General features: G+C 41.1%; 12 protein-coding genes. All 12 read right to left on the reverse strand.

What is annotated here, in order from left to right; all coding sequences use genetic code 11:
• Positions 1 to 12: 12 nt before the first annotated feature.
• Positions 13 to 1,956, reverse strand: a complete 1,944-nt coding sequence (locus HUX74_RS09060; RefSeq protein ID WP_174646534.1) for a glycoside hydrolase family 172 protein — start codon at positions 1,954 to 1,956, stop codon at positions 13 to 15.
• A gap of 138 nt (positions 1,957 to 2,094) precedes the next feature.
• Complete coding sequence (locus tag HUX74_RS09065) at positions 2,095 to 3,765, reverse strand: DUF4886 domain-containing protein (protein WP_174646535.1); 1,671 nt, start codon at positions 3,763 to 3,765, stop codon at positions 2,095 to 2,097.
• 17 nt (positions 3,766 to 3,782) lie between these two features.
• Positions 3,783 to 5,708, reverse strand: a complete 1,926-nt coding sequence (locus HUX74_RS09070) for a RagB/SusD family nutrient uptake outer membrane protein (RefSeq protein ID WP_174646536.1) — start codon at positions 5,706 to 5,708, stop codon at positions 3,783 to 3,785.
• 13 nt (positions 5,709 to 5,721) lie between these two features.
• A complete protein-coding gene (locus HUX74_RS09075; RefSeq protein ID WP_117599916.1) occupies positions 5,722 to 8,814 on the reverse strand; it encodes a TonB-dependent receptor in 3,093 nt (1,030 codons plus the stop codon).
• A gap of 206 nt (positions 8,815 to 9,020) precedes the next feature.
• A complete protein-coding gene (locus tag HUX74_RS09080) occupies positions 9,021 to 10,214 on the reverse strand; it encodes a glycoside hydrolase family 172 protein (RefSeq protein WP_174646537.1) in 1,194 nt (397 codons plus the stop codon).
• Positions 10,215 to 10,245: 31 nt separating this feature from the next.
• Complete coding sequence (locus tag HUX74_RS09085; RefSeq protein ID WP_174646538.1) at positions 10,246 to 11,694, reverse strand: glycoside hydrolase family 125 protein; 1,449 nt, start codon at positions 11,692 to 11,694, stop codon at positions 10,246 to 10,248.
• Between the two features lie 101 nt (positions 11,695 to 11,795).
• Positions 11,796 to 13,775 carry a glycoside hydrolase family 97 protein gene (locus tag HUX74_RS09090; RefSeq protein ID WP_174646539.1) on the reverse strand — a complete coding sequence of 660 codons (1,980 nt, stop codon included), beginning with the start codon at positions 13,773 to 13,775 and terminating at the stop codon, positions 11,796 to 11,798.
• A 38-nt stretch (positions 13,776 to 13,813) separates the two neighbouring features.
• On the reverse strand, positions 13,814 to 16,792 hold the full coding sequence (locus tag HUX74_RS09095; protein WP_117967123.1) for a GH116 family glycosyl hydrolase: 2,979 nt from the start codon (positions 16,790 to 16,792) through the stop codon (positions 13,814 to 13,816).
• A gap of 27 nt (positions 16,793 to 16,819) precedes the next feature.
• Positions 16,820 to 18,916, reverse strand: coding sequence for a hypothetical protein (locus HUX74_RS09100; protein WP_174646540.1), 2,097 nt, complete (start codon positions 18,914 to 18,916; stop codon positions 16,820 to 16,822).
• 22 nt (positions 18,917 to 18,938) lie between these two features.
• Entirely contained in the window at positions 18,939 to 20,345 is a 1,407-nt protein-coding gene (locus HUX74_RS09105) for a DUF4185 domain-containing protein (protein ID WP_117967117.1), read from the reverse strand.
• 144 nt (positions 20,346 to 20,489) lie between these two features.
• Positions 20,490 to 20,900, reverse strand: coding sequence for a DUF4945 domain-containing protein (locus HUX74_RS09110; RefSeq protein ID WP_254592849.1), 411 nt, complete (start codon positions 20,898 to 20,900; stop codon positions 20,490 to 20,492).
• A gap of 24 nt (positions 20,901 to 20,924) precedes the next feature.
• Positions 20,925 to 22,757: a RagB/SusD family nutrient uptake outer membrane protein gene (locus tag HUX74_RS09115; RefSeq protein WP_174646541.1), complete on the reverse strand. Its 1,833-nt coding sequence runs from the start codon at positions 22,755 to 22,757 to the stop codon at positions 20,925 to 20,927.
• Positions 22,758 to 22,773 lie beyond the last annotated feature (16 nt).

Here is a 22,773-nt window from a genome sequence, read left to right on the forward strand (position 1 = left end):
ACATTCCCACATCTATTCCTTTATTCTTTCCAGGATAATCAGTCCCAGTTCAAACTGGTCCCCACCGTTATTATTTCTCACATGGAAAGTAACCGAATTGGTTTGTTCCGTCAAATTGATGTCTCCTACATGTACTCTGTCTTTAGACACTTCTTTGTCCTTCTTAGTAGAGATCCATCCGGACAGTTGCTTCTGGCGTTGCCAAACCTGGAAGTCGGCACCATTCGGTTTCTCGAAATAGTTTATCAGCACTTTATATTTTCCTTCGGGTACATCGTTCAGCATGATGCGCACTACTCCTCCATGCTGGGTGGTCATACGGATTCCACGCTCATTTGTTACCTGGACACCTCCACCAAGACTCAGCTGCATCAATTGAGGGAAATAAATATGTTCTGTCGGCTGATATACAGTGCGTAATTCAGCAGTAGGCTCTTCTCTGCCTTGCAATGGCTGAGCTGCATAGAAGAATCCAACAGATGTATAATCTACCGGGAAATTATTTTTTACTTCACCATGTTCCATTCCATGATAGATTTCCTTCTCATAGGACATTTTGTCGGCCAAGAAGAAACGGTATCCACCGGTTCTGGCCATCGGAAGTGAATAATCCAGGCAACCATGGAGAGGGAGGCTGTTTCCTCTGTCCCAACGATCCAATAAAGCATACCAGCCACCGTTGTAATAGTCTTCGGAACCGGTGCCGTGCAGACGCATTTTATTATCTACGTAAGTGCTGTCGTCCCCTTCGAAGAACAAGGTCATGCCTGGACGCAGGCCTTGTGCCTGATGGATGGTTCCTACATAATGTCCTTTCCCTTTTTGTGCAGCAAACTTATGGAAAATACCGAGAGGAGTTTTCTCTCTACGCCATACAGAATAGAACTTGCCCTCTTCCTTCACATTACGCTTATTACTGTTATAGTACACTTTAACGTTTACAGAAATAGGAGATTGCTGAACACCTTCTCTCTTTTTATAAATCATCTTCATAGAAGCTGACTTGTCAAAAGGCATTGGCAGATAGCAGTAGTTGGAAGTACCTTGCTTACCCATTAAGATACTCCGCATTGCTCCTTTTCCATAGGCATATCCAAAAAAATCAGCAACGGGGGCATAAATAGCCTCCACCTTCTCATTATCCCATTTAGCTGAAAGAATCACATCTTTGTATAAACCTTCGAAAGATGTTCCGCCATCAATCGACATACCTACAATACGTCCCGGTTCTACCATCTCAAAGAAAGAAACTTCTTCTCCCGGATTCAGTGTAAATACCTTTTCTTCCGTCTGTACACCAGCAGATTTTCCAAAGGTATAATTCGTTACAGCAGGAGACAAGTCAGCCCATATTCTATTCACCTCAGCCAACAAATCCTTATCCTGCTGTGAGAATTCACCGGTATAGGTTTCCACCTTCTTTCCCGGCAGGTTACGGTATTGTATCTGAATGAATTCCAATTTAGGTCCATCGAAAACAATTTTACAGGACTTTTTATACGTAATGGGCAGATAACAATAAAAACCACCGATTTCATTGCCACAAACGGGCTTTGTAAACGGATAAACCTTACCGGAAAACAAATCCGAGAACTTTATTTTCAAACCAGGTTCCTTTTCTCCGTCAAAGTAAAAATAGAGCATATTATCTGTCGGTGTAGGCGTCCAAATACGATTAATTACTCCAGGGCCCTCCATTTCTGCAATCACCAGTTTATCCCCTTCCTTTCGGAGGAAAGAATAAGTTCCGGCAAAACCATCGTCGTTACCCCATGTTCTGTCATAACTCGAAAACTGCTCCACATAAGAACCGGTACGATACTCGGGCAGTTTATCCACTCTTTTCAACAATTCCAACTCATCTGTCCATCTGTACGGGGTTTGAGCTGTAACATACATCCCTGCCAGCAGAAAAGCGAACAAGAAAATCAAGAAACTTTTTTTGTTGATATTCATTACATTTAATTTATAAATCCATTGATAGAGAAAAGGCAGGAAGGGATATTTTGCTTCCTAGCACCCCTTCTTGCCATTTTCCCTTTCAATGAAAGGATTAATAATAAAAGTTATTCTATACTATCCATGAAAATCCAATCAATTCCCCTCGGGCATTACCACCATAACATTTATACCAAAGAATTTAGCCCATTGGGTGTTGTCAGGACCTGGTTGCAATTCAATATTGACAGTTCCGTCTTCAACCGGTTCAATACCTTTTACAGCTGCTACTCTGTCCGGATTGAAATCGTTCACTAAGCAAGCAGAGCCTTCATTAGCTCCTATAACTCGATATTCAGTCTGTGTATTACTATCGTTTATATGTCCATAAAAAGTAAATGTATATTTTTCCCCCTTAGTCAAACCGGACATCTTGAAACTACTTACAGGAATGGTTATACCATCACTAAAGAACATATCTTCAGAAGCAGTCTTTGGGAAGCCCAATGTATTTTCCAAACCACGTTCCAAAGTACCACTAAAGCCTTTTTCTACCACCAGGCAGAACGGCGTAGTGTTTCCCTTGTCATCTTTCAAGTTTTCCAGTGCAGGATCACCTGGGAACCGATAATTATTAAACGGAGCAGGAGATTCTATAGGACCAAAGTCTATGTAAATACGAGCAGGAGATTCCTTATAGTCCAGCAATTCAGTGATTATTTTACTATTGACAATAGCATTGTGTGCAGCCGCCTTTGACAGTTTCACATCATATCCAATCAAGTTATCGGGACTATAAGAAACTTCATTCTTTCCGAATAATGCTTCAAACCAAGTACATGCTGCAGCAAATTTAGCTGTATTTGCATTCAAATGGAAAGCATCTTGTAACATATCTTCACCGATATAACTTGTACGACCATTCTGAACAGCTGTTCCAACAGGCACAACTAAATCAATCTGTACCGATGATTCCTTGGCTGCCCATACAGCTTCTACAATCGCATTATACATTTTAAACTGATCTCTGTCATAATTGGCAAAACCATCTTCGGCAGCAGACTTTGCATAAGCCCAAGGTTGATGCAGCAAATACTTCACATCAGGATTGGTAGCCAGACTATCCACAAGTTCCATTAGCTGCGGCAAATATGTTTGATATCCATCCTTCAGACCAGCCATAGCCATTGATTCTTCAAATGCAATATAATCCCAGTTTTCACCTTTAATTATACTTTTCAAGGACTGGTTGCTTTGAATACTCGAACTACCATCTACTGCAATACGATTATACTGATATACTGCCTGATTGTCTGTAACATTCTTTACATGGTCTTCCAAAGAAGCGTTTTCAACATACATATTACCTATAACCAAAGAAATACCAGCATCCTTAGCTATATCATACAAATAATTTGCAGTCGCATCATTGGCCAATCCACTACCAATAGTCAAAATTTTGACAGATTTTTCACCTTCGGTAACTGTCAAGTCAGCAAAATACATCAATTTTTTATCTGCAGTTTCCACTTTTATAATCGTTTTTCCTGCAGCAATAGCTGTGATAGCACCTGCATTACCATCTAAACTTTCAGCAGTCGCCACATTGGGATCAAGCACACTCCATAACAGCTTATATGACTCACCTGCTATTTCATCGACAGTTGCAGTGACTTTAATTTTCTCACCAACCGTCAAGTAGACTGACGATTGGTCAATACGTACAAATTTACGGTTAGACAAATCCACATCATTATCATCCGAACAAGATGTCAATGCAAGAAATGTCAACGCCATCATCCAAAAAATGAATTTCATTGATTTCATAGTCATTCTCTATTATTTTATTGATATCCGGGAGCCTGTCTCAATTTAGGATTTATATCCATCTGCTTTTGTGGAACAGGCCATAAATACATTCTTTTGTTGAAGGTACGGCTCTTATAAAAAGTTCTCTTATAGAAAGCTTTTGGATTACTGTCATCATCGCTTCTTTCAGAACCATCATGGTTCATTCCGTACAATTTACCACCCAAATACTTTTCTCCAAGTTTCCAACGACGGATATCATGGAAGCGGACACCTTCACAATTGAATTCTACGCGACGCTCCTGCTGAATTGCAGCACGCATCTCCTCTTTGTTAAGCCCTTCTTTCAATGCCGGAATTCCAGCCCTTTCTCTGATCAAATTCACATATTTATAAACATCATCATTCGGAGACGGCAAATATTCATTCAATGCCTCGGCATATCCCAGATAAGCATCAGCCATCCGATACAAGATACCGGGTTGATAAGTATATTTCTTATCAATAGGAGATACATCCAACGAAATACGCTTTCTTACATTATAACCATTTTGAGGGGAATCAAAGGTCATATCTGTATCCAAACCACCCTGCAAAAAGTTCACATTCCGATTGGCAACCCCTAACCAGGCATTATTATATATCACCGATACATAGAAACGAGGTTCACGATTACAATACATATTGTATGTGCCTTCCATTGTTATAGGATTCATACCAGTTTCTTTATTGCTCAATGCTGTAGGACCACCTCCCGGCCATTGAGTATATCGCAGCTCAGCTTCAGTGGAGAACCCTTTTTCTACATAGCCAGAATTAGGATTGATAATCGGCGATCCGTCTTCATTATAGCCCCAAATAGGAACCTCACCATTCTTCATATAAAAAGCATCTACCAACTCCTGAGTCACTCCCATTGCAGCATTACCTTTGATACCTTTGGGCAAGTGGTGATCTTGCCAGTACTCAAGGTCCTGATTGAAAGGCCTACCAAAAATAATTTCAGTATTTCTATCGGAGAAACGCTTCAATGACATATTGTAATAAGACATAAAGGGGTCAATGCTTCCATCCGGATTCTTTTCATAATATAGTTTATACCCCGCAGCTTCTGCAGCATTAATTAGTTCCAAATGAGCATCAGCAGCTCTTTTCCATTTATTGATATCTTCTGAAGAAGCAAACAAATTTTCCCCCTCGGAATTCTTCCAATCCTTTAAATCAGGATTACCATTGAACAACGGACTTGCAGCATAAAGTAATGTTTTTGCCCTAATGGCCAAAGCCATAATAGAAGTCGCTTTACCCCAATCTGCATTACTAGGATAAACTGCCGGTAAATTTTTTGAAACGTCCAGCAGTTCTTTATCGATCCAATCAACAATCTGGTCATAAGGAACCTGAGGGGTCATTAGCTCTGATTCCGAAGCATCTACCGGATAAATCACTCCAGGAGTAAATGGAATAGGTCCATATAACTCAATCATCAATGAATAATAGTAGGCTATCAGAAAGCGAACTTCATTCTTCATCTGATTTACATAAGCCTCCGTCAAATCTATTTCAGGTATGACTCTTACTTTCTCCAAAAAAATTAACCCCGCACGTATTCTTTTGGGAAGCTCCACCCAATAATTAGGATTCCAGTCGGATATTGGGCTCCAATTACCTGTAGTATAGGCATAGACATTAGCCCAACCGTAAGGACTCCAATCCTGAGGAATAGTTATATCATCTCCCATAATATTATAACCTTGATCCTTAAAATATCCCCACATAGGACTTGGGACTGATGAATACACACCCGCCAGCCAATCTTCTGTTCTAACCTTATCCGAGAAAATCATTTCCATAGTCAACTGATCATCCGGAGCTTTATCAAGAAAATCATTACAGCCAGTCTCCATCACCATAAAAAGTGATAAAAAAGCTGACACTACTATTGATTTATATTTTTTCATGTCTTGTATCTTTTTAATTGTTGAAATTGATGCTTAATCCGATTGATATAGATTTCATTTGCGGATATCTCAATCCATCGTTTGTTTCCAGCTCAGGATCCCAAAGTTTGAATTTGGAAAAAGTAAGCAAATTGGTGCCTCTCAAGAACAGACGGCAGTTTCTAACCCCAATTTTATTCGTCCAAACAGGAGGAAGAGTATAGCCTAACTCTAAATTCTTCAATCGCAAGAAACTCATATCACGCAACCACCAAGTAGAGGGCCGTTCATTATTAGCTACCGCCTTGTCTCCCATACGTGGCCAGAATACATTCTGATTAGGATTTTCGGGAGTCCAGCGATCATCGATATTTGAATAGATATTACCTGCTCCCAAAGAAGAACCTGGCAACCAGGTTTCACCTCCAAGTATTCTGTCTGTGTTACCAGTTCCTTGGAAGAAAATGCCCAAATCAATTGATTTGTACCTTACTGTCGCTCCAAATCCATAAACGATTTCAGGAACAGAAGTACCACCAATAGAAGTCTCATCTACAGCGGTAATCTCACCATCCCCATTCAAGTCTCTATATCTAATATCACCAGGACGCAGATTACTGGCGTCACTAAAATTCTGTTTAGGAATACCTTCTTTCAACCTTCCATTCTCATCAAAATCATCTTCGGTAAACAGCCCTTCAGCAATTAAACCACGTAATTGTCCGACTGGCTTACCTGTAGCAGAACGATAAGTACCGATAATTGATGCAGGTTCATCAATTTCTATCACTTTGTTATGAGCATATGTATAATTTGCCATTACTGAAATCAACCAATCTTTATTAAATTGATGGTTAACATTTAACGACATATCAAAACCTTGATTGTTTACCTTACCAAAATTTGCCCAAATATTTCTGTTAAATCCTGCAGAACCAGGTACATTTGTCCGTTGCATGAAAATATCTTCCCGTTTCTCTTTAAACACGTCCATCACCAAATTTACGCTATTATTCCATAACCCTAAATCCAGACCTACATTCATCTTAGTTACTGTTTCCCAAGTTAAATTGTCAACGCCTATTTCACCCTCTGAACGCCCCAAACGATACACGTTCGCATCCGTACCCCAAGTATAAGATCCCGTATCAACAATAGTAGAAATATAGGCAAATCTACGGTTACCCCCAATATTGCTGTTACCAGCTTTTCCCCAACTGGCTCTTAGCTTCAAATTAGATATAACGTCAGATAAAGGTTGCATAAACTTTTCTTGTGAAGCAATCCAACCCACAGCTACAGCAGGGAAAAAGCCAAAGCGTTTGCCAGGAGCAAAGTTTTCAGAACCATTATATCCAAAATTCAATTCCGCAATATAGCGGCTATCGTATGTATATGAAAATCTTCCGGCTATTCCTTGGCTACGGTAAGGAAGAGTTTCTCCCTTGTCATAATCCTTTTGGTTATACAAAAACATGGCATTTACATCGTGCACCTTGTCAAAAACACGATTATACGAAAGCATACCTTCCAAATAAACACTTTGGTCACCCCATTCCGCACCTTTAGCATATCCTAAGAACTGCTGTCCGTTTTCCTGAATAGTTGTTACTAAATCACCATTCTCATCACGCGATGTAGCCGGATTGTAGTAATCAGGATTCTTTGATCTGCTTACCGAATTTGCAGAAAATTTGTCAAAAGAGAAAGTCACCTTTGCTTTCAGTCCTGGTGTAATAAATTTCAAATCCTGCTCAATAGAAGTCAATGATTCAATCTTATTATGATTCCATTTTTCATATCCCCGTTGAGTAGCCCAAGCCCAAGGATTCTGTTTATTGGCTACACGTGGAATACGACCATCAGAATAAATGGCAGGATGCACATAGGGAGGAACACGCATCGCCTGATAGAAAATACCGGTATTAGTCTCCTCACTTCCCGGAGGAGCATTTCTTGTCTGAAGAAATACACCTAAATTGGCACGGAACAAAGTGGTAGGAGTCAAGTTCACATCCACATTTGAACGAACCGTATAGCGGCTGACTTTGAGAGAAGAATCCCACTCCTGGTTTTTGTCACGTTCAATAATACCACTTTCATTATAATATCCTACCACCAATGAATAACGCAAAATATCAGTACCGCCATTCACACTTACATTGGCTTTGGTATTGTTGGCATGGTCTTTGGATACAAGATCCCACCAATCTATGTCCGGATATAGTTCAGGATCTGTCTGATTCTTATAATTCAGTAAGGTAGCATCGCTGACAAACGGGGCTCTTCCTTGTTCAGCATACATTTCATTAATCAATTCCAAGTACTTCACACTACCGATATAATCAGGAACTTTGATAGGTTGCGTAAAAGAGTGTTCAAAACGCACATCTACCTGAGGCTTTCCAATCTTACCGCGCTTGGTTTCAATCATTACCACCCCATTGGCACCACGCACACCATAAACTGCACTGGCAGCAGCATCCTTCAAAACAGAGAAAGAGGCTATTTCCTCAGGATCAATATCATGCAAAGATCTTTCTATACCATCTACTAAAACCAAAGGATTAGTATTTCCGGTAAAACTACTGATACCACGAATCCAAAAATCCGAATTATTGAACCAAGGATCACCACTTCTTTGAACTGCAATGACACCAGGAAGCATACCTGCCAAATTATTACTTAAGGAGCGGCTGGGAGCCGCAGCAAGTTTAGCCGGTTCTATATTAGTGATAGAACCAACCACAGAAGCTTTTTTCTGTGTTCCAAATCCCACTACCACCACTTCATCAAGGGCAGCAACGTCCTCTTCCATAGATACGTCAATAATACCCTTAGAGCCAATTGGTAACACTTTGTCTTTAAAACCTATATAAGAAAATTTCAAAGAAGGTTTTTCACCACTTAACACAATTGTATAAGTACCATTGATATCAGTAACCACACCATTGGAAGGATTATCAGCTTCTGTAACATTTACTCCAATAAGTAACTCACCTTGTGCATCCATCACACGTCCGGTCACCTTCTTGGGCGACTGAGCAAATATGTAATGCATATTCCCGATAGAGATTAAAAATATCAGGAGATATTTTATTAGTAATTTTTGAAAAATGTTTTTCATATTAAATTTTTATTGACAATTAATTAACTATATAGAAACCATATAATTTACTGCTAATATCATAATCTTGCCACTATAATGGCAAAGTCGTGTCAATGTATTGGCAACATTGTGCCAACACGATGGCAAAGTCTTGCCAACAAAGTGGCAAGACTTAAAAAATAGTAATACTTAAATATGGACCTATACGAAAAGAGGAGAACTATTTATTCATTTCCCCAAAGAGTTGCTTTATTACCCTTAGCTTTACGCCAAGCGTCACGCCAACGATGTATGTCCATGTGATTGATGAAAGGCTTCGGTGCCCTCTGGGCTTTCGTAGGAGCTGCAGGAAGAGATACTGCTGAATCCTGATACCAATAGGCAACGGTTGCCAAATCCAAGGTCAAGTTATTATTAGAACCATGCTCTATCGTGCCTTTAACACTCTTCTCAAAGAAGATGGGATCAGCTATGAAAAAACGGTAAACATGGGTACGTCCCAACCAGCCGATGTCATTATTAACACGCGGATACCCGAAATAAGGATGCGAGAATGCCTCTTTAGGACACCAGGAAGTATTGAAAAAATCTTCCGTACCCGTTCCTATCAATGAAGGTGTTTTTTCTCCGTCAATGAACCACATATCATCCCCTTCACCATACCACATAGTAGTAGGACAGTGCACATAGTAGTTAATACCTACAAAATGGCCTTTTCCTTGTGTCTCTACAAATACGTAATTGTCCTTACCGGTAGTATTCGGTTTCTGCTCTCCGGTAAGTCCCCATTCCGTCTCACCTTCGGGAAGGGCCTCTGTGAGGTTATGGTTGTACCATGCATGGAATCTGCCCATATCTTTGGGAAGTTTGTCCATCTCCAAATAATCTACGTAGAAATAGAAGGCATCAATGTTCCTGTCACTTTGATTTTCGATTTCAATACGTGCGCCTTTCTCAAAAGGCATAGTGAAATAGCATGACATACCAGTACCGTTTTCAGGACCTGATGAAAGAGGCAATGATGCATAATTATATCTTTCGTCCCATCCCTGCCCAAAGAAAGGTCCGATAGGAGACTCTACCGAGGGATAGTCGTTTCCATCCCAATACATACGGATGATGATGTCATTTCTGCTCAACGTGGGAGGAGGAGGCGCAATGGTCACCCAAATATGGTTGATGGCTCCTGCCCCCTTGATGTCCGCAATAATCCGCTTTTCACCTGGCTTGAAAGGTTCCAGATGGTCTCTGTTACCTCCCGTGGGGTCGGTACTGGAGATTCTCTTGTTTTTTACACCCGACTTCAACTTTGCCAAGTCAAACATTTCGTTCGTCATGTTCGACTGTGCAAATACAGCAGGAAAGTACAATCCCAAAACAAGGGAAAGTAACAAACTGAATTTTGTAATTTTTCTCATGATTTTTTGTTTACATTGATTAATTAAATGATTAGTATTCCAATAAATAAGGTTTCTCATTGAATGTTTTCCACAGCAATTCTCCAAACAATGTATTGGCCCATGCAAACCAGCTCCTTGTGAATTTCTTGGGGTCATCCTTATGGAATGACTCATGCATGAATCCGGTACCAGCATGCGTTTTCTGGAGCATCTGAATACACCGCCGTAACTCTTCATCATCTTGAGCGGTCAGGGCTTTCATTATCAGACTCATCGGCCATATCATGTCTGTACCAATATGATGTCCTCCTATCCCTTCAAAATAAGAGCCTTTAAAGAAATAAGGATTGTATTCCGACCACACAAATCTTCTGGTATTGGCATAAATTGCATCATTCCTATCAACACCACCCAGATAGGGTAATGCCAGCAGATTAGGGACGTTGGCATCATCACTAAGATAAGCCGATCCAAAGCCATCTATTTCAAAAGCATAGATTTTACCAAACTTCGGATGATTCACCACGGCATAAGTCTGCAAAGCATTATAAACTTCTTTACTCAACGCCAACAGTTCATCAGCCAGTACATTGTCTTTGGTTATCTTTTGAACCATTTCGGAAGCCTGCCTCAAACTGGCCACCGCAAAGAAATTGGACGGGACGAGAAAAGGAAAGATAGTGGCATCATCACTAGGCCTGAAAGTAGAGCAAATCAATCCGACCGGATTTACTTTATAGCCCACTCCACCCATAGGAACAGCATCTATAGCCCATTCCGAAGTTCTGCGAAAACTATAAGGTCCGTTACCATCTTTTCGCTGTTGTTCCTTGCAGACCCTTAAAATTGTCTCTATCGCCTTCTTCCATTGCACATCGAAAGGAGCAGTATCATTTGTCTTTTTCCAGTATCCATATGCCAGACGAATGGGGTAACAAAGGGAATCCAATTCATACTTACGTTCGTGAATACCCGGTTTCATCTCTGTATGATCGCTGTTCCATCTTGTATACTTCGTATCATCATCATAGAAAGCATTAGCATACGGATCCTTCAATATGAAGGAGGTCTGCTTATTGATAACGCCAATAATCAATTTCTGCAGATTCTTATCTTCAGACATGAAATCCAAATAGGGATATACTTGAGCAGAACTATCCCTCAACCACATAGCATCAATATCACCGGTAATCACATATGTATCCGGCCGGCCATCCTTTTCTGAATAAAAAACAGTTGTGTCCAATGTATTCGGAAAACAATTTCCAAACAACCAGCCCAGTTCTTCATTTTTGACCTTCTGCTTAAAAGTAGCAATGGCCTTTTCAATGGCAACACTCATGAAATTCCTTTCTGATTCAGGCTTTCTTACTGTTGGAAACGATGAAAAAGAGGTAGCTGTCGAAGCTAAACCTGGATTTGCAAACAGCAAGCTTTCATTCAGTGCATATCCCGCTCCCAAAAGGCCCACTCTCTTTATAAAACTTCTTCTGTTCATGTTATAAATCTATTGATTAAAAATATTATCCTGAAGCAACCTTCTTATCCTAACAAACTAACAACTGATTGAAATACAATTTCAACTGATAAACATCACCCTTATAACCTTCTGATATGTAATAGCGCTCCTCCATCCCTTGCCAGATTCAGTTCAATGATATCCTTTCTTGTAACTTTCCGCACCAGTCTGTCCAGATTGTTTGGATTCCGCTCCACATCCTCCGCATCGGTATAGATCGTTGCTTGGTAGCCCCCCTCACTAAGGAAGTCCAATTTCAATTTCAGATTCCTTTCCGTACCGTTGTTTAGCAAGCCTACCCACCAGTCCGAACCGCTCCTGCGGGCCACCGTGACATGCTCATTCATTTTTGCCAGCGGAACTCTTATCTCATCCCACGTTCCCGGCACGGTACGGAGCACCTCGAACCCCGGTTGACCTTCATAAGCCTTTGGCGTATCGCACAACGAGGTGAGATGGTTTTCCAAAACCACATACATGGCCAACATATGGCAGCGTGTGCTCATTACATGAGGATTTACATACTGTATCTTGAACTCCGAGCGTGGCAGTGCCCTGAACCCTCCCAGGTGATAGTCCGTCGCTCCCGCCAGCATCCTGGTGAAGGGTATCGCAATGTCATGGTCCGCATTCACCAGCGTGTCCCACTTGCATACCTCGTAGTTGAGCGTCCCCTCCCTCGTGAACTCATTCGGATAGGTCCTCACCAGCCCTGAGGGCTTGCTCGATCCGTGGAACTGTATGAAGAGCCTGTGCCTTGCCGCACATTCCAGTATCTCCTCCTGGATACGGATCATTTCCTGGTCATTGCGGTCCATGAAGTCCACCATGAGTCCCCTGACCCCCCATTTCTCATACAGCGTGAATGCCTCCTCCAGCTTGTCATAGAGCGGTCTCCAGTGTACCCACAGATGTATGCCCACCCCCTTGCTCCTTGCATATTCCACAATTCTTGGCATGTTCAGGCATGGTATCGGTTTTGTGATGTCCGCATTGGGTCCCGCCCATCCGAAATTGAAGTTGTCATCATAGTACCAAGGAGTTTCCGCATATCCGTAGATTCCATGTACATCCAAGCCATTGCGCGCAGCAAAATCAATGTAGTACTTGTTCGTGTCGAAATTGTTCCCTGGAGAGAACGTGCTGTCCGGCACGACATTCTCGTTCCACCATGTGAACGTGGTCCGGCAAGGCTTAATCCATGAAGTGTCTTCAATCCTGCATGGTTCGTTCAGACTTGTTAGTATGTTCGTCTCCAGTAATCCTCCTACCCGGTCTGCAACGGATATCACGCGCCACGGGGTACGGTGTGGGAAACTGTCTATTTCAACCTTTATTTTTTCCTGCCCGAGTTTTGGCGAGAGCTTTCCCACCAGTCCACTCTTCTCCTTCACCAGGTACATTCCCGCGTAGTCCCTTATTGCCGCCTCTGTTATTGCCAGGGCCACCCCATTGTCGAATTCGAATGTGGCGGGCATCTCTATCAGCCTCTTCCTTGCGACCTTGTCATATCTTACATGACTGTATACCCCTTCGTGTGTATTTACATACCCGGGCAGGTACATGAGCAACGCCATCGGGTTTCCTTGTAAGTTGAACTGTGTCCTTTCATCGTACATCACGTATGAATTCCATGCTTTCTGCTTGGGAAATTCGTATCTGAATGCTATCCCATCATTGAATGCCCTTACAGCCAGGTTCACCGTTCTCTCCTTCCCGTTCTTCTCCACCAGGGGGACTATCATCTCATTGCAGTGGTTTCTTGCCTTACTGACCTTTCCTACTACCAGCTCGTATGTCTCGTCTATCTTCCTCCTTTGTACCTTTCCCGCCTTGAGTCCTGCCCCGAACTCCCCGCTGTCGAACTCGAATCCCAGCCTTGAGTCCTCCAGCAACTGCTGTTTCCCGTATTTCACGCTGTAAGCCACTTTCTCAGGTGCTATGTCCAGCACAAGCTTCAGCTTCCCGTCGGGAGATGCCACAGAGAACTTCTGCTGGGCTGAAGCGGTACCAAGGCAGAATAGAAAGGAGCATATAATAAAAAGTTTATTCCGTATCATTTCTTTTGACTTTTACAGTGTATTCTACCAATGAGAACTCAATCAATAATCTTGCCCGAAACACTATAGCGCTTCACATCAATAGTACCATAGACAACCTCCAAAGAAGGCTTCCCATGTTTCCATTCAATAGTACCAAACCCAGTATCAGTACTGATGAAGCTCTTGAAATCGCCAATCTTCGAATCTATATACATCGTACCATCAACAGCATCATACCTTACTCCCGTAAGCCCCTGCAACATGCCATAACTGGCCATAGCACGCGCATACCAATGACCGCACTCTATCTCATCAAACGGATTTCTCACCCTTCCGTCATACCGCTTCCGGCATTCACGGACAATATCCAAACCCTTCTCCACTTCACCCTTCATCATCAGATGGCTCGCAACCTGATACTCGATACCGGTCCAGACCTCATTACTATATACGAAAGGCAATGACAGCATGCCGCCTTTTGGCCATGTGCAAAGTAAAAGACCGCCATCCTTCCCACAAGCATAAACTGGCCGCTGGGGATTGAAATGGTCCGTCAGATCATGTTTCAGATTATACTTGTGAACAGCTACCAGATGACTCTTTACCTTTGCATTGTCAAGTACCTCATCCAAACCACATACAGAAGCCATCCACATGCCCAAAATACCGTCGGACAAACAACCGGTACCATATTGGTATTTCGGTCCCTCCTTCTTGAGAAGTTCCATGGCTTCCTCCGAATAACCGCCGCCAAAGGACATTACCTCCACCGGATTGGGAGCCTGAAGGCCCTCCCACTGGATTTTCTGTATGAAGTACTCTCCATCAAAAAGAGAAGTCTCCATATACTTCTTGCCCTTAGCCAGTATAGCTGTATACTCCTTAACAGGTTCCTTCAATGTTTTTCCCATCTCAATAAATGCAGTCAAAGCACCCAAATAGAAACTGGTACACATTCCGTCTGGTCCCCAAAACTCAATATCATAAGTATTGTGATGCGGTTCTTCAAGATAGCCCTTACGCAAAGGGTCCCAGGTACGGATACAATAGTCAAGACTCTTCTTCACCAAGGGGAAGAGCTCTTTCATCCACTGGGTATCCCCGCTTATACGCCATTCACGATATACCTTCATGATGCCCCCCAACTGCCCGTCGGCCGCAGCATGGAAGTTATGCGGAGGTGCAGAAATAGGAAGATTGACTCTGAAGTTCTGATGGCCTTCGGAATTCTGTGCAACGTTGAATTCTGTCTCGCGCAAAGTTCTCTCCAAAGATGGGAACAAATGAGGCAAGGCCTGTGCATAGTTCCATACATGCGTACAGCTTCCGTGGCAGGAACCAAAAGAATCTTGGCAACCTTCCCAAGCCCAGAACCGTCCGTCCCACTGACGCAACACGGTAGGAGATTTTAAAATAGTCAGATTGGCGGCAACTGCCTCCACTACTTCTGCCGGCAGAGTGGAGCTGTAAAATGCATCACTGAACAATTCACTGTTTTTCTTCAACATTCCACTATTCACATCCCAATAACCAACAACGTCATGCAGGTTCTTGAAACGTTCCGAATACCAAGGTCTGTACACAGTCTCTGTATTCTCCTCATCCGCCAGAAATTGCTTTTCCTCTTCAGAAGAGTCTATCACCTGCCAATCACCCCAATTGACCCCCTCAAAATCAGCAAGCAATGTTGCTGCGGAAGACAAGCTATAAAGATTCTCGTTCTTATTGTCCGTCAAGACAAATTGGTCAGCAAGAATATGTCCCCAAGGATATACATCCAGGTCAATAACCTTCACAATGGCCTTCTTACCCTGATAGGCCTTCAGATCCCACACCACTTCATTCAGAGTCTCCGTCTGATTACCTACTGCTGTTTCTACAATCTTTCCGTCCACTACAAGATTCACGGAAGTACGGTCTGTCTGGTTACCTCCACCTACCAAAAACTTCAAGTATCTTTTTCCAATATTGAATTCCGAAGACTGAATGATACCCGTCAATCCGTCACCACCTTTATCGAATGAATTCAGCAATTGCCGACCGACAAAACCGCTTACAAGCTGCTGGCCGGAAGCTGTACCCTTGCAAGGACTTCCAACAAATGCCTGCCCCTCCTTTCGCGCAAAACCGATAGATAAATTGGAATCCGGCAGATACCAGCAGAAGTTTACTTTGACTGTCTTTGCCTCACCTGGCTGTAATGCCATCGGAACATAAACAGAAGCTCCTGGAACAGCACCGTCAACCGGTTGATTACTAGCAATTCTTCCATAACGGATGTTGTCCCAAACAACTGTCTGAGGATCAAACCACGCACCACGGAACCAACAATGGTCTACAACCGCATTATCATTATCCACATAGATTGCCAGTCCGGAACCCTCTTGATTGGATTCCAGAATAAATCCATTCCTTATGCCTTGGATAGTTCCCTGCCCATCTATGAAATTCTTCGTATTATAGGAAAATATTGCTTCAATGGCTTCATCCGAAGTATTCGTAAAACGGTATTCCAACACTCCCACCGGTAGACTGGAGTTATCTGCATCTGTTGGGATAAAAGGACTCCAGCCCGTAATCCTGGCTTCCAAAGGCATATCCTTATCTTTCAAATCTATCAAGGCAAAGGGGAAACGTGTCTGGAAAACGGCCTCCTCAAAACGAGGAAGGCCATATGTCTTATCCCCTCTACCCAGACCACTCTGGTCAGGACCGAACAGCTTCCAAGTCGGCACTTGGCCTTCCAACACCTTTGCCCCGTTCTGTACATCCTTCACACAAATAGCAGCAAAAGTATACGGTTCGTTCATCACATCCGGATGGTTTCTGAGCGAAACATGGGAAATGGCCCCCGTACCCTCAAGACAAAACATTCCGGCACCGATACCACCAATAGGGAATGCAATCTTATCCAGGTATGCATGCCCGTATTTATCGTTAAACAGTCTCTCACCACTGTTATGGGCCTGAGTTCTGGCCGGAAACAGCATAGCCACATTCAAAAAGGCTAATAAAGCTAAAGTCCTTTTTACCATAATGACAATTATTAAAAGTTAGTATTATTATTCTATTTTCCCGAATTTATCCAGGATACGATTATAGGCTTCGGCTGCTGCTCCATTTCCCCAATCATAGATTGTAAACTCACCCATACCTTCACCTGCCGGATTTGTACGGCCGCCATGCCCGTAATTTTCCATCATGAATCCATAATCCTCTGAAGCAAAGAACGGATGAACTTTTTCCCATTGCTGTTTGGTTTGAGGATTTTCAGTACAATACATCATTACAAAAGATGCCTTAAGTGCAGCATATCCCCGTTCTATATACTCTGGCTTATCAAGAAGTTTTCCATATTGAATGATGAGTTCGGAAAAAAGACTTTCGCGTGAATCATTCCATTCACCATCGGCATTCAACACACCAAAACCACCCAATACATTTACATACATGTATGGCGGCTGCCACGATGCTTGAGTCATCAGCAATTCATCAAGTGTACGCTGCCCATAATCAAGATATTCTTTATTTGAGGTAAGACGATAGCACTCCAGTAAGGCTTCAGCTGTCCAGAACATTGAAAAATTATTCTGTTTATGCATATTGTTCCGCAAAACCTTTTTACCTACCAAGTTATCCGAACCGTAACGAGAACAAGACCAATAGGTTTCAAAGTCTTCCCACTTCCCAACCGGGATAATTTCATGGATAACTGCATTCATAGCTTTAAATGCTGCCCGTTTATACTCTTCCTTATGTGTAAGCTCATACAGTTTAAGTAAAAAAGTAACTGATAAAGATGTTTCAGGAGAAGCATTCAAATGGTCCATCGGCTGCATTGTCTTTAAGTCAAGCCAGCCAGGGAAAAAACCATTTTCATACTGTATTCCAAGTAAAGCCATCGCATAATCTTCTGCATAAGCCAAAAGACGGGTATCTTTTTCTAATTCATCATACCACCGAAGCATCAGCAATGCTGTCCAACTCATATCAAGAATATGATACGGAGATTCTTTCGGATTCCAGGTATAAGGATTTCTGTTGGAATTTCCCCAATAATAGGTATTCCACCCCTTGCTCCGATTATACTTTTTACCATCAATCTCTACTTCATGCATTTCCGTACCGATAAGTCCATAGAAAAAACCATTCCTCTGCGGAAATGACAGAGCCAGTTCTTTTGTCAAATTTGCTTTTGCAAGAAGCTCCCTATTACCGATTCTTCTTGCATATCGATATAATCCACTTGCAGAACGCAATGAACTGAACCATGCCTGATTCCAGATAGAACGAAATTCACGTTCATTAATCTCTCCCGGATAATTAGGACTTTGTGTAACATTCACAATAAATACGGGAGCACCCACTTTTTTCCCATCTAACTCAAATTGCTGCCACACATTTTCTGACCATAAATTAAAAGCCCAATTATAAGTATGTTGCACATACTTTTCCAGGCTCTCCTTCACCGGATTACCTTTCACATATGCAGTATGCCCCCATCGACTCCACATAAATTCTAACGGCTTCTTGAAAGGATTCCGCAATACTTCCTTGCTATCAGAATACATCAAATAAAAGCCTATTTCAATATCTCCTTTTGGATAAGTAGTTTCTTGATCACGCTCAAACAGAACGTGTTCGGATACATGGTTATTGCACATTCCGAGAATAAGTGTATTAGAGGATGCGTCCATATCCATATACCATCGTACAGGAGTCCCCTTCTGCATAATATCCAAATCGGGGATAAGAATAAGAGTTTGATGATCGTCTGCTACAATAAGGGCAGGAGAACGGAATACATGTTGATCGATGACATTTCTATCAGTAGGAGTAAGATGTGGCGCCCAATGGAATGAAGGTAAAAAATCCGGCTTTACCGCTATACGCCAATCACCTTGTTGAACAGAGTTTTTAAGCGAAAAAGAAAGGTTTATGTACAAAGTGTTGTTATCTATCACTTTCACATGGCTTTTTCCTCTCTCAATTCCTAATAAATCATACTGTATAGCATCAATAGCTTTACTAAAATTCTTCGGAAAAACACCCTTATTCAACTCAATTCTCTCTTGTGCATCCCAATGCTCTTGAGCACAGATGCCTATGTTGGACATTATCATCCAAACAAAAGTTATAATTAATGTGCGTGTGTTCATGATATTATATTTGTCAATATAATTAAAACTCTCCCATATCAGCCAATTCAGCCTTCATTAAAAAAACATTATAAGGCATCCACATTGACATCGTAAAATATAAATTATCACCAGTTACCGAAAACGGATGAATGTAAGAACCATACAATTGGGCATACTCTCTACCATTAGCAAGCTCATAGGGTTCACTCCATGGGCCAGTTATGTCTTCTGCCGTACGCATAGTTATATTATATCTATCTGCATTGAAATAAGCAATTATCCATTTCTTATGTGTTTCATTATATATAAAAGAAAGTTCACCAACCTTATCTTCTATTAATACTGTTGCCTCATTTTCATTGCCTTTTATCCATTGATTAGTAGAAGCATTCCAATATTCATAAGCTGTCTTATTCTCAATATCTGTTTCATGAAATCGTGCTAATTTAGCATTGCTATCCCTCCCCGTTTGAGTACCTATCATATAAACATATCCATCTTTCTTAAAGTACCCTACCTGACCAAAAAAACTATAAGATGAGAAGGTTATATCTTTACATTTAGCCCATGTCAAACCATTATCAGCCGACTTATATATTCCCGAATAATTTGTAACCCATCCTGTCCAATTTCTCATATTAAAATAATGCACATAATCTATTCCATTAGCACGAATAGCAGCTGTTGGGATAGAAGTCCAATCACCATTACCTGACGAATCTTTTCCTCCATATATTATCTCGCGGGCATACCCTTTATCATCAGTAACCATATTGCTGAATGACAATCCATCTTCTAAATCATTATCCTCCGAGAAAGCCAGCACATTACTACGCCAACTCCCTCCGTTAGGTCCAGGATTAGCCGGATTAGGCTTAAAGTCATACCCAAAAGTATCACCAAAGAAAATTCCATATTTTCCGGGCTGCATCTCCCAAATAATGCCAAGATCTGTTCCTCCTACATTCCATTTTGTCGCAGTATTATTAGGACTTGGAAAGTTTTCTCCATTTATTATACTCCCTGTAACACGAGCTATACGAGTAACATTACGAATAAAAAAACCCCAACGGTTATCCACATTCAAAGAGAGCTCTTTCGACATATTACCATCTTTGTAAAAGGCAGCCAATACTAGCCGAAAATTCTGTGGATCTGTTTTTTGAATGGTATAATTGAAAATATAATCAGACGTAAGTTCGCTTTGATTTATCTTAGCTGAATAGCTGTCACCTACACTCTTTCTAACCAGCAAATAATCTATGGCATCAATATCCTTAAAATTCAATGTTGTTGATACAATTTTTGTATCCTTATTTGGAATCAAATAAGTATCCAAAGGTATAATTTCATCAATAGGAATATAAGTTTCAGTTTCTTGTTCAGAAGTACAAGAAACGAATAAAAGTATAAACGAAGAGAATGCTATAAATAATATGTTTTTCATGTCTATTGATTCATTTTTCAATTTATCGTAACCAGATAACCCATTCTTCTTATATCACGAATATTAAAATAGAGAGTGAGCTGACTCAGAAAAATACCAGTAAAAACCCACTCTCTATCATTAACTACAAAATTCTTATCGAAACTATTCGACATTAACTATTACACCCTCAGAAGTAACACTGGAAGTACGCCCAGTTTCTTGAACCTCTTCAGTGAAAGTGCCTACCAATTTGACAATATAACGGTACTCCTTTTCTGGATCAATAATAAAAGAATAAGATGTTTCTTCATTTGATAAAGTTATCTTATCTTTATAAATATCATTTTCCACCACCTGAATCTGTACTGCTATAGGACGTTTAAATTCTTCCGGAATCTCAGTAGGAATATCCCAAGTCAACATAACTGTAGTATTACTCTGAGTATACTTAACATTTTCTGCTTTCGGCATAAAATAATTCAAACCTTTGTCATCAAGTATACTTCTGTCATAGCAACCAGACAATGACAATACAGCCAACACCATTATAAAAACAGTTGTTATCTTCTTCATAATTTTCTTCTTAACGGTTAAACATCAATATCCCGGATTCTGAGTATAGTTACCTTTCGAGTACTCCATCTGAGGCTGGGAAATTGGGAAATATTCATCACGACCAGCAGTAAAGCGGGCACTATTAAACCAAGGAAAACGGGTTCTTTCAATAGCAAAATAAGCATTCATTGTCTCTGCTAAAGTACCCCAACGCTGCAAATCAAAGAACCGATGACCTTCACAAGCAAACTCCAGGCGATTTTCCCACACCAGTGCCTGCCAAGCATAATCTTTTGTCCAATTACAATTTACACCCGGTTGATAGGTAGCAACATGATAATTCATCGTATATTGACCGTCAGCTTGTATCAAACGAATTGTACTATTAGCCGCACGGGTACGAATTTGGTTGATTAACGGTAAAGCTTCCATTTCTCTATCCAACTGAATCAAAATCTCTGCCTTCCACAACAAAACATCATCATAACGAATCATCTTCTTATTCATGGAATTAAATTGCCATCCGTCGTACATCAAACAACCGCAATTGGGATCCGGCAATTCTTTTATCGGTTTTAAGTAGCTATAAGTAACTGGATCACGACTGGCAGAAGAATGGAATATTAAATCCGGATTATATTTCCAAGGCTGACCGGGAGCTACAATCGTATGGCTGAAACGTGGATCCCATGTATACTTATCAAAATAATCTTTGGCACCACTGTTAACTGCATCCAAATTATATGAACCATCAGGATTCTTAACATATTGCCCGTAATCATCATCATTATAATCATCAAAGCGGGGCAAACCGTTTTCATCCGTCTTGAAAGCATTTGCCATGGTATAGCTTGCATGATTAAAATCACAACACTGGAAACCGTAACTACCATCTTCATTTTTAGGCCACATCCAAGGATGATTCAAACCTTCTGCACGATTAATCCGACCACCAGTAGAAAGACCGTCATTAATAGAAAACTGTAATTCCCAAATAGACTCTTTGGTAGCATTGTCATATTGTAACAAAAAGTTATTACCAAAATCTGTTTCCAAACCTACGCGTTCACCTTCTTGAGCTATAATCTTATCAATATACGGCAAAGCATCCGAAAGCATCTGTTTATTGATGTTGACCACTTGATGTTGCTCATTCTGTTCATAAGCCATATTCAACATAGTCCGAGCTATCATAGCGGTAGCAGCATTACGGCTCACACGCCCTTTATCTTCTTGTTCCAAAGGCAATAAACTTTCGGCTCTCTTAAAATCATCAAGAATATATTGCCACAAGTAAAGATCAGTAACCTGACCAGGTTCATGATTAGGAACAGCTTCAAAATCCTCAGATGTACCCACTACATTTTCATCAATATAAGGTATATATTTCCAAAGTTTTTTTAAACGATATAGTGTAAACGAACGAATAAATAGCATTTCACCCATATAACTATTTTTCTCAGGTAATTCCTCCTCTGTAAAGTTCACCATTTTCTGAATGGCTGTGTTGCATCTTTGAATCACCTGATAAGAATTATACCAAGTTCCATCCAACGCTCCTGTATTAGGAGTCACATCCGTAAATAATGACATATTACCAAATGAACCGATAGCATCTGCAACACCACCACCACCTTTATAAGAGTCGTCAGAACGCATGGAACCAGACCACCAATACATATAGGGAGAAGAGTCCCAAGAACCCATTTCACACATACGAGCATAAGCTGCTGTCACAAATCCTTCAATATCACTAGGCTTATTAAGTATGTTTTCATCCAAGACTTGCTTAGGGTTGATATCCAAGTACGAATCACAACTACACACCCCTAGTAGTGAAAGCAAAGCAATAGACAAAGAATATATTTTTCTCATAATCTTCTTTTTTTAA

This window comes from Bacteroides sp. Marseille-P8574 (assembly GCF_902825465.1).
Classification (GTDB): Bacteria; Bacteroidota; Bacteroidia; order Bacteroidales; family Bacteroidaceae; genus Bacteroides; species Bacteroides uniformis.

What these genes read in the sequence shown, in the direction of transcription:
- HUX74_RS09060 (WP_174646534.1), bottom strand. Translation starts at nt 1,956, where the DNA reads ATGAATATCAACAAAAAAAGTTTCTTGATTTTCTTGTTCGCTTTTCTG.
- HUX74_RS09065 (WP_174646535.1), bottom strand. Translation starts at nt 3,765, where the DNA reads ATGAAATCAATGAAATTCATTTTTTGGATGATGGCGTTGACATTTCTT.
- HUX74_RS09070 (WP_174646536.1), bottom strand. Translation starts at nt 5,708, where the DNA reads ATGAAAAAATATAAATCAATAGTAGTGTCAGCTTTTTTATCACTTTTT.
- HUX74_RS09075 (WP_117599916.1), bottom strand. Translation starts at nt 8,814, where the DNA reads ATGAAAAACATTTTTCAAAAATTACTAATAAAATATCTCCTGATATTT.
- HUX74_RS09080 (WP_174646537.1), bottom strand. Translation starts at nt 10,214, where the DNA reads ATGAGAAAAATTACAAAATTCAGTTTGTTACTTTCCCTTGTTTTGGGA.
- HUX74_RS09085 (WP_174646538.1), bottom strand. Translation starts at nt 11,694, where the DNA reads ATGAACAGAAGAAGTTTTATAAAGAGAGTGGGCCTTTTGGGAGCGGGA.
- HUX74_RS09090 (WP_174646539.1), bottom strand. Translation starts at nt 13,775, where the DNA reads ATGATACGGAATAAACTTTTTATTATATGCTCCTTTCTATTCTGCCTT.
- HUX74_RS09095 (WP_117967123.1), bottom strand. Translation starts at nt 16,792, where the DNA reads ATGGTAAAAAGGACTTTAGCTTTATTAGCCTTTTTGAATGTGGCTATG.
- HUX74_RS09100 (WP_174646540.1), bottom strand. Translation starts at nt 18,916, where the DNA reads ATGAACACACGCACATTAATTATAACTTTTGTTTGGATGATAATGTCC.
- HUX74_RS09105 (WP_117967117.1), bottom strand. Translation starts at nt 20,345, where the DNA reads ATGAAAAACATATTATTTATAGCATTCTCTTCGTTTATACTTTTATTC.
- HUX74_RS09110 (WP_254592849.1), bottom strand. Translation starts at nt 20,900, where the DNA reads ATGAAGAAGATAACAACTGTTTTTATAATGGTGTTGGCTGTATTGTCA.
- HUX74_RS09115 (WP_174646541.1), bottom strand. Translation starts at nt 22,757, where the DNA reads ATGAGAAAAATATATTCTTTGTCTATTGCTTTGCTTTCACTACTAGGG.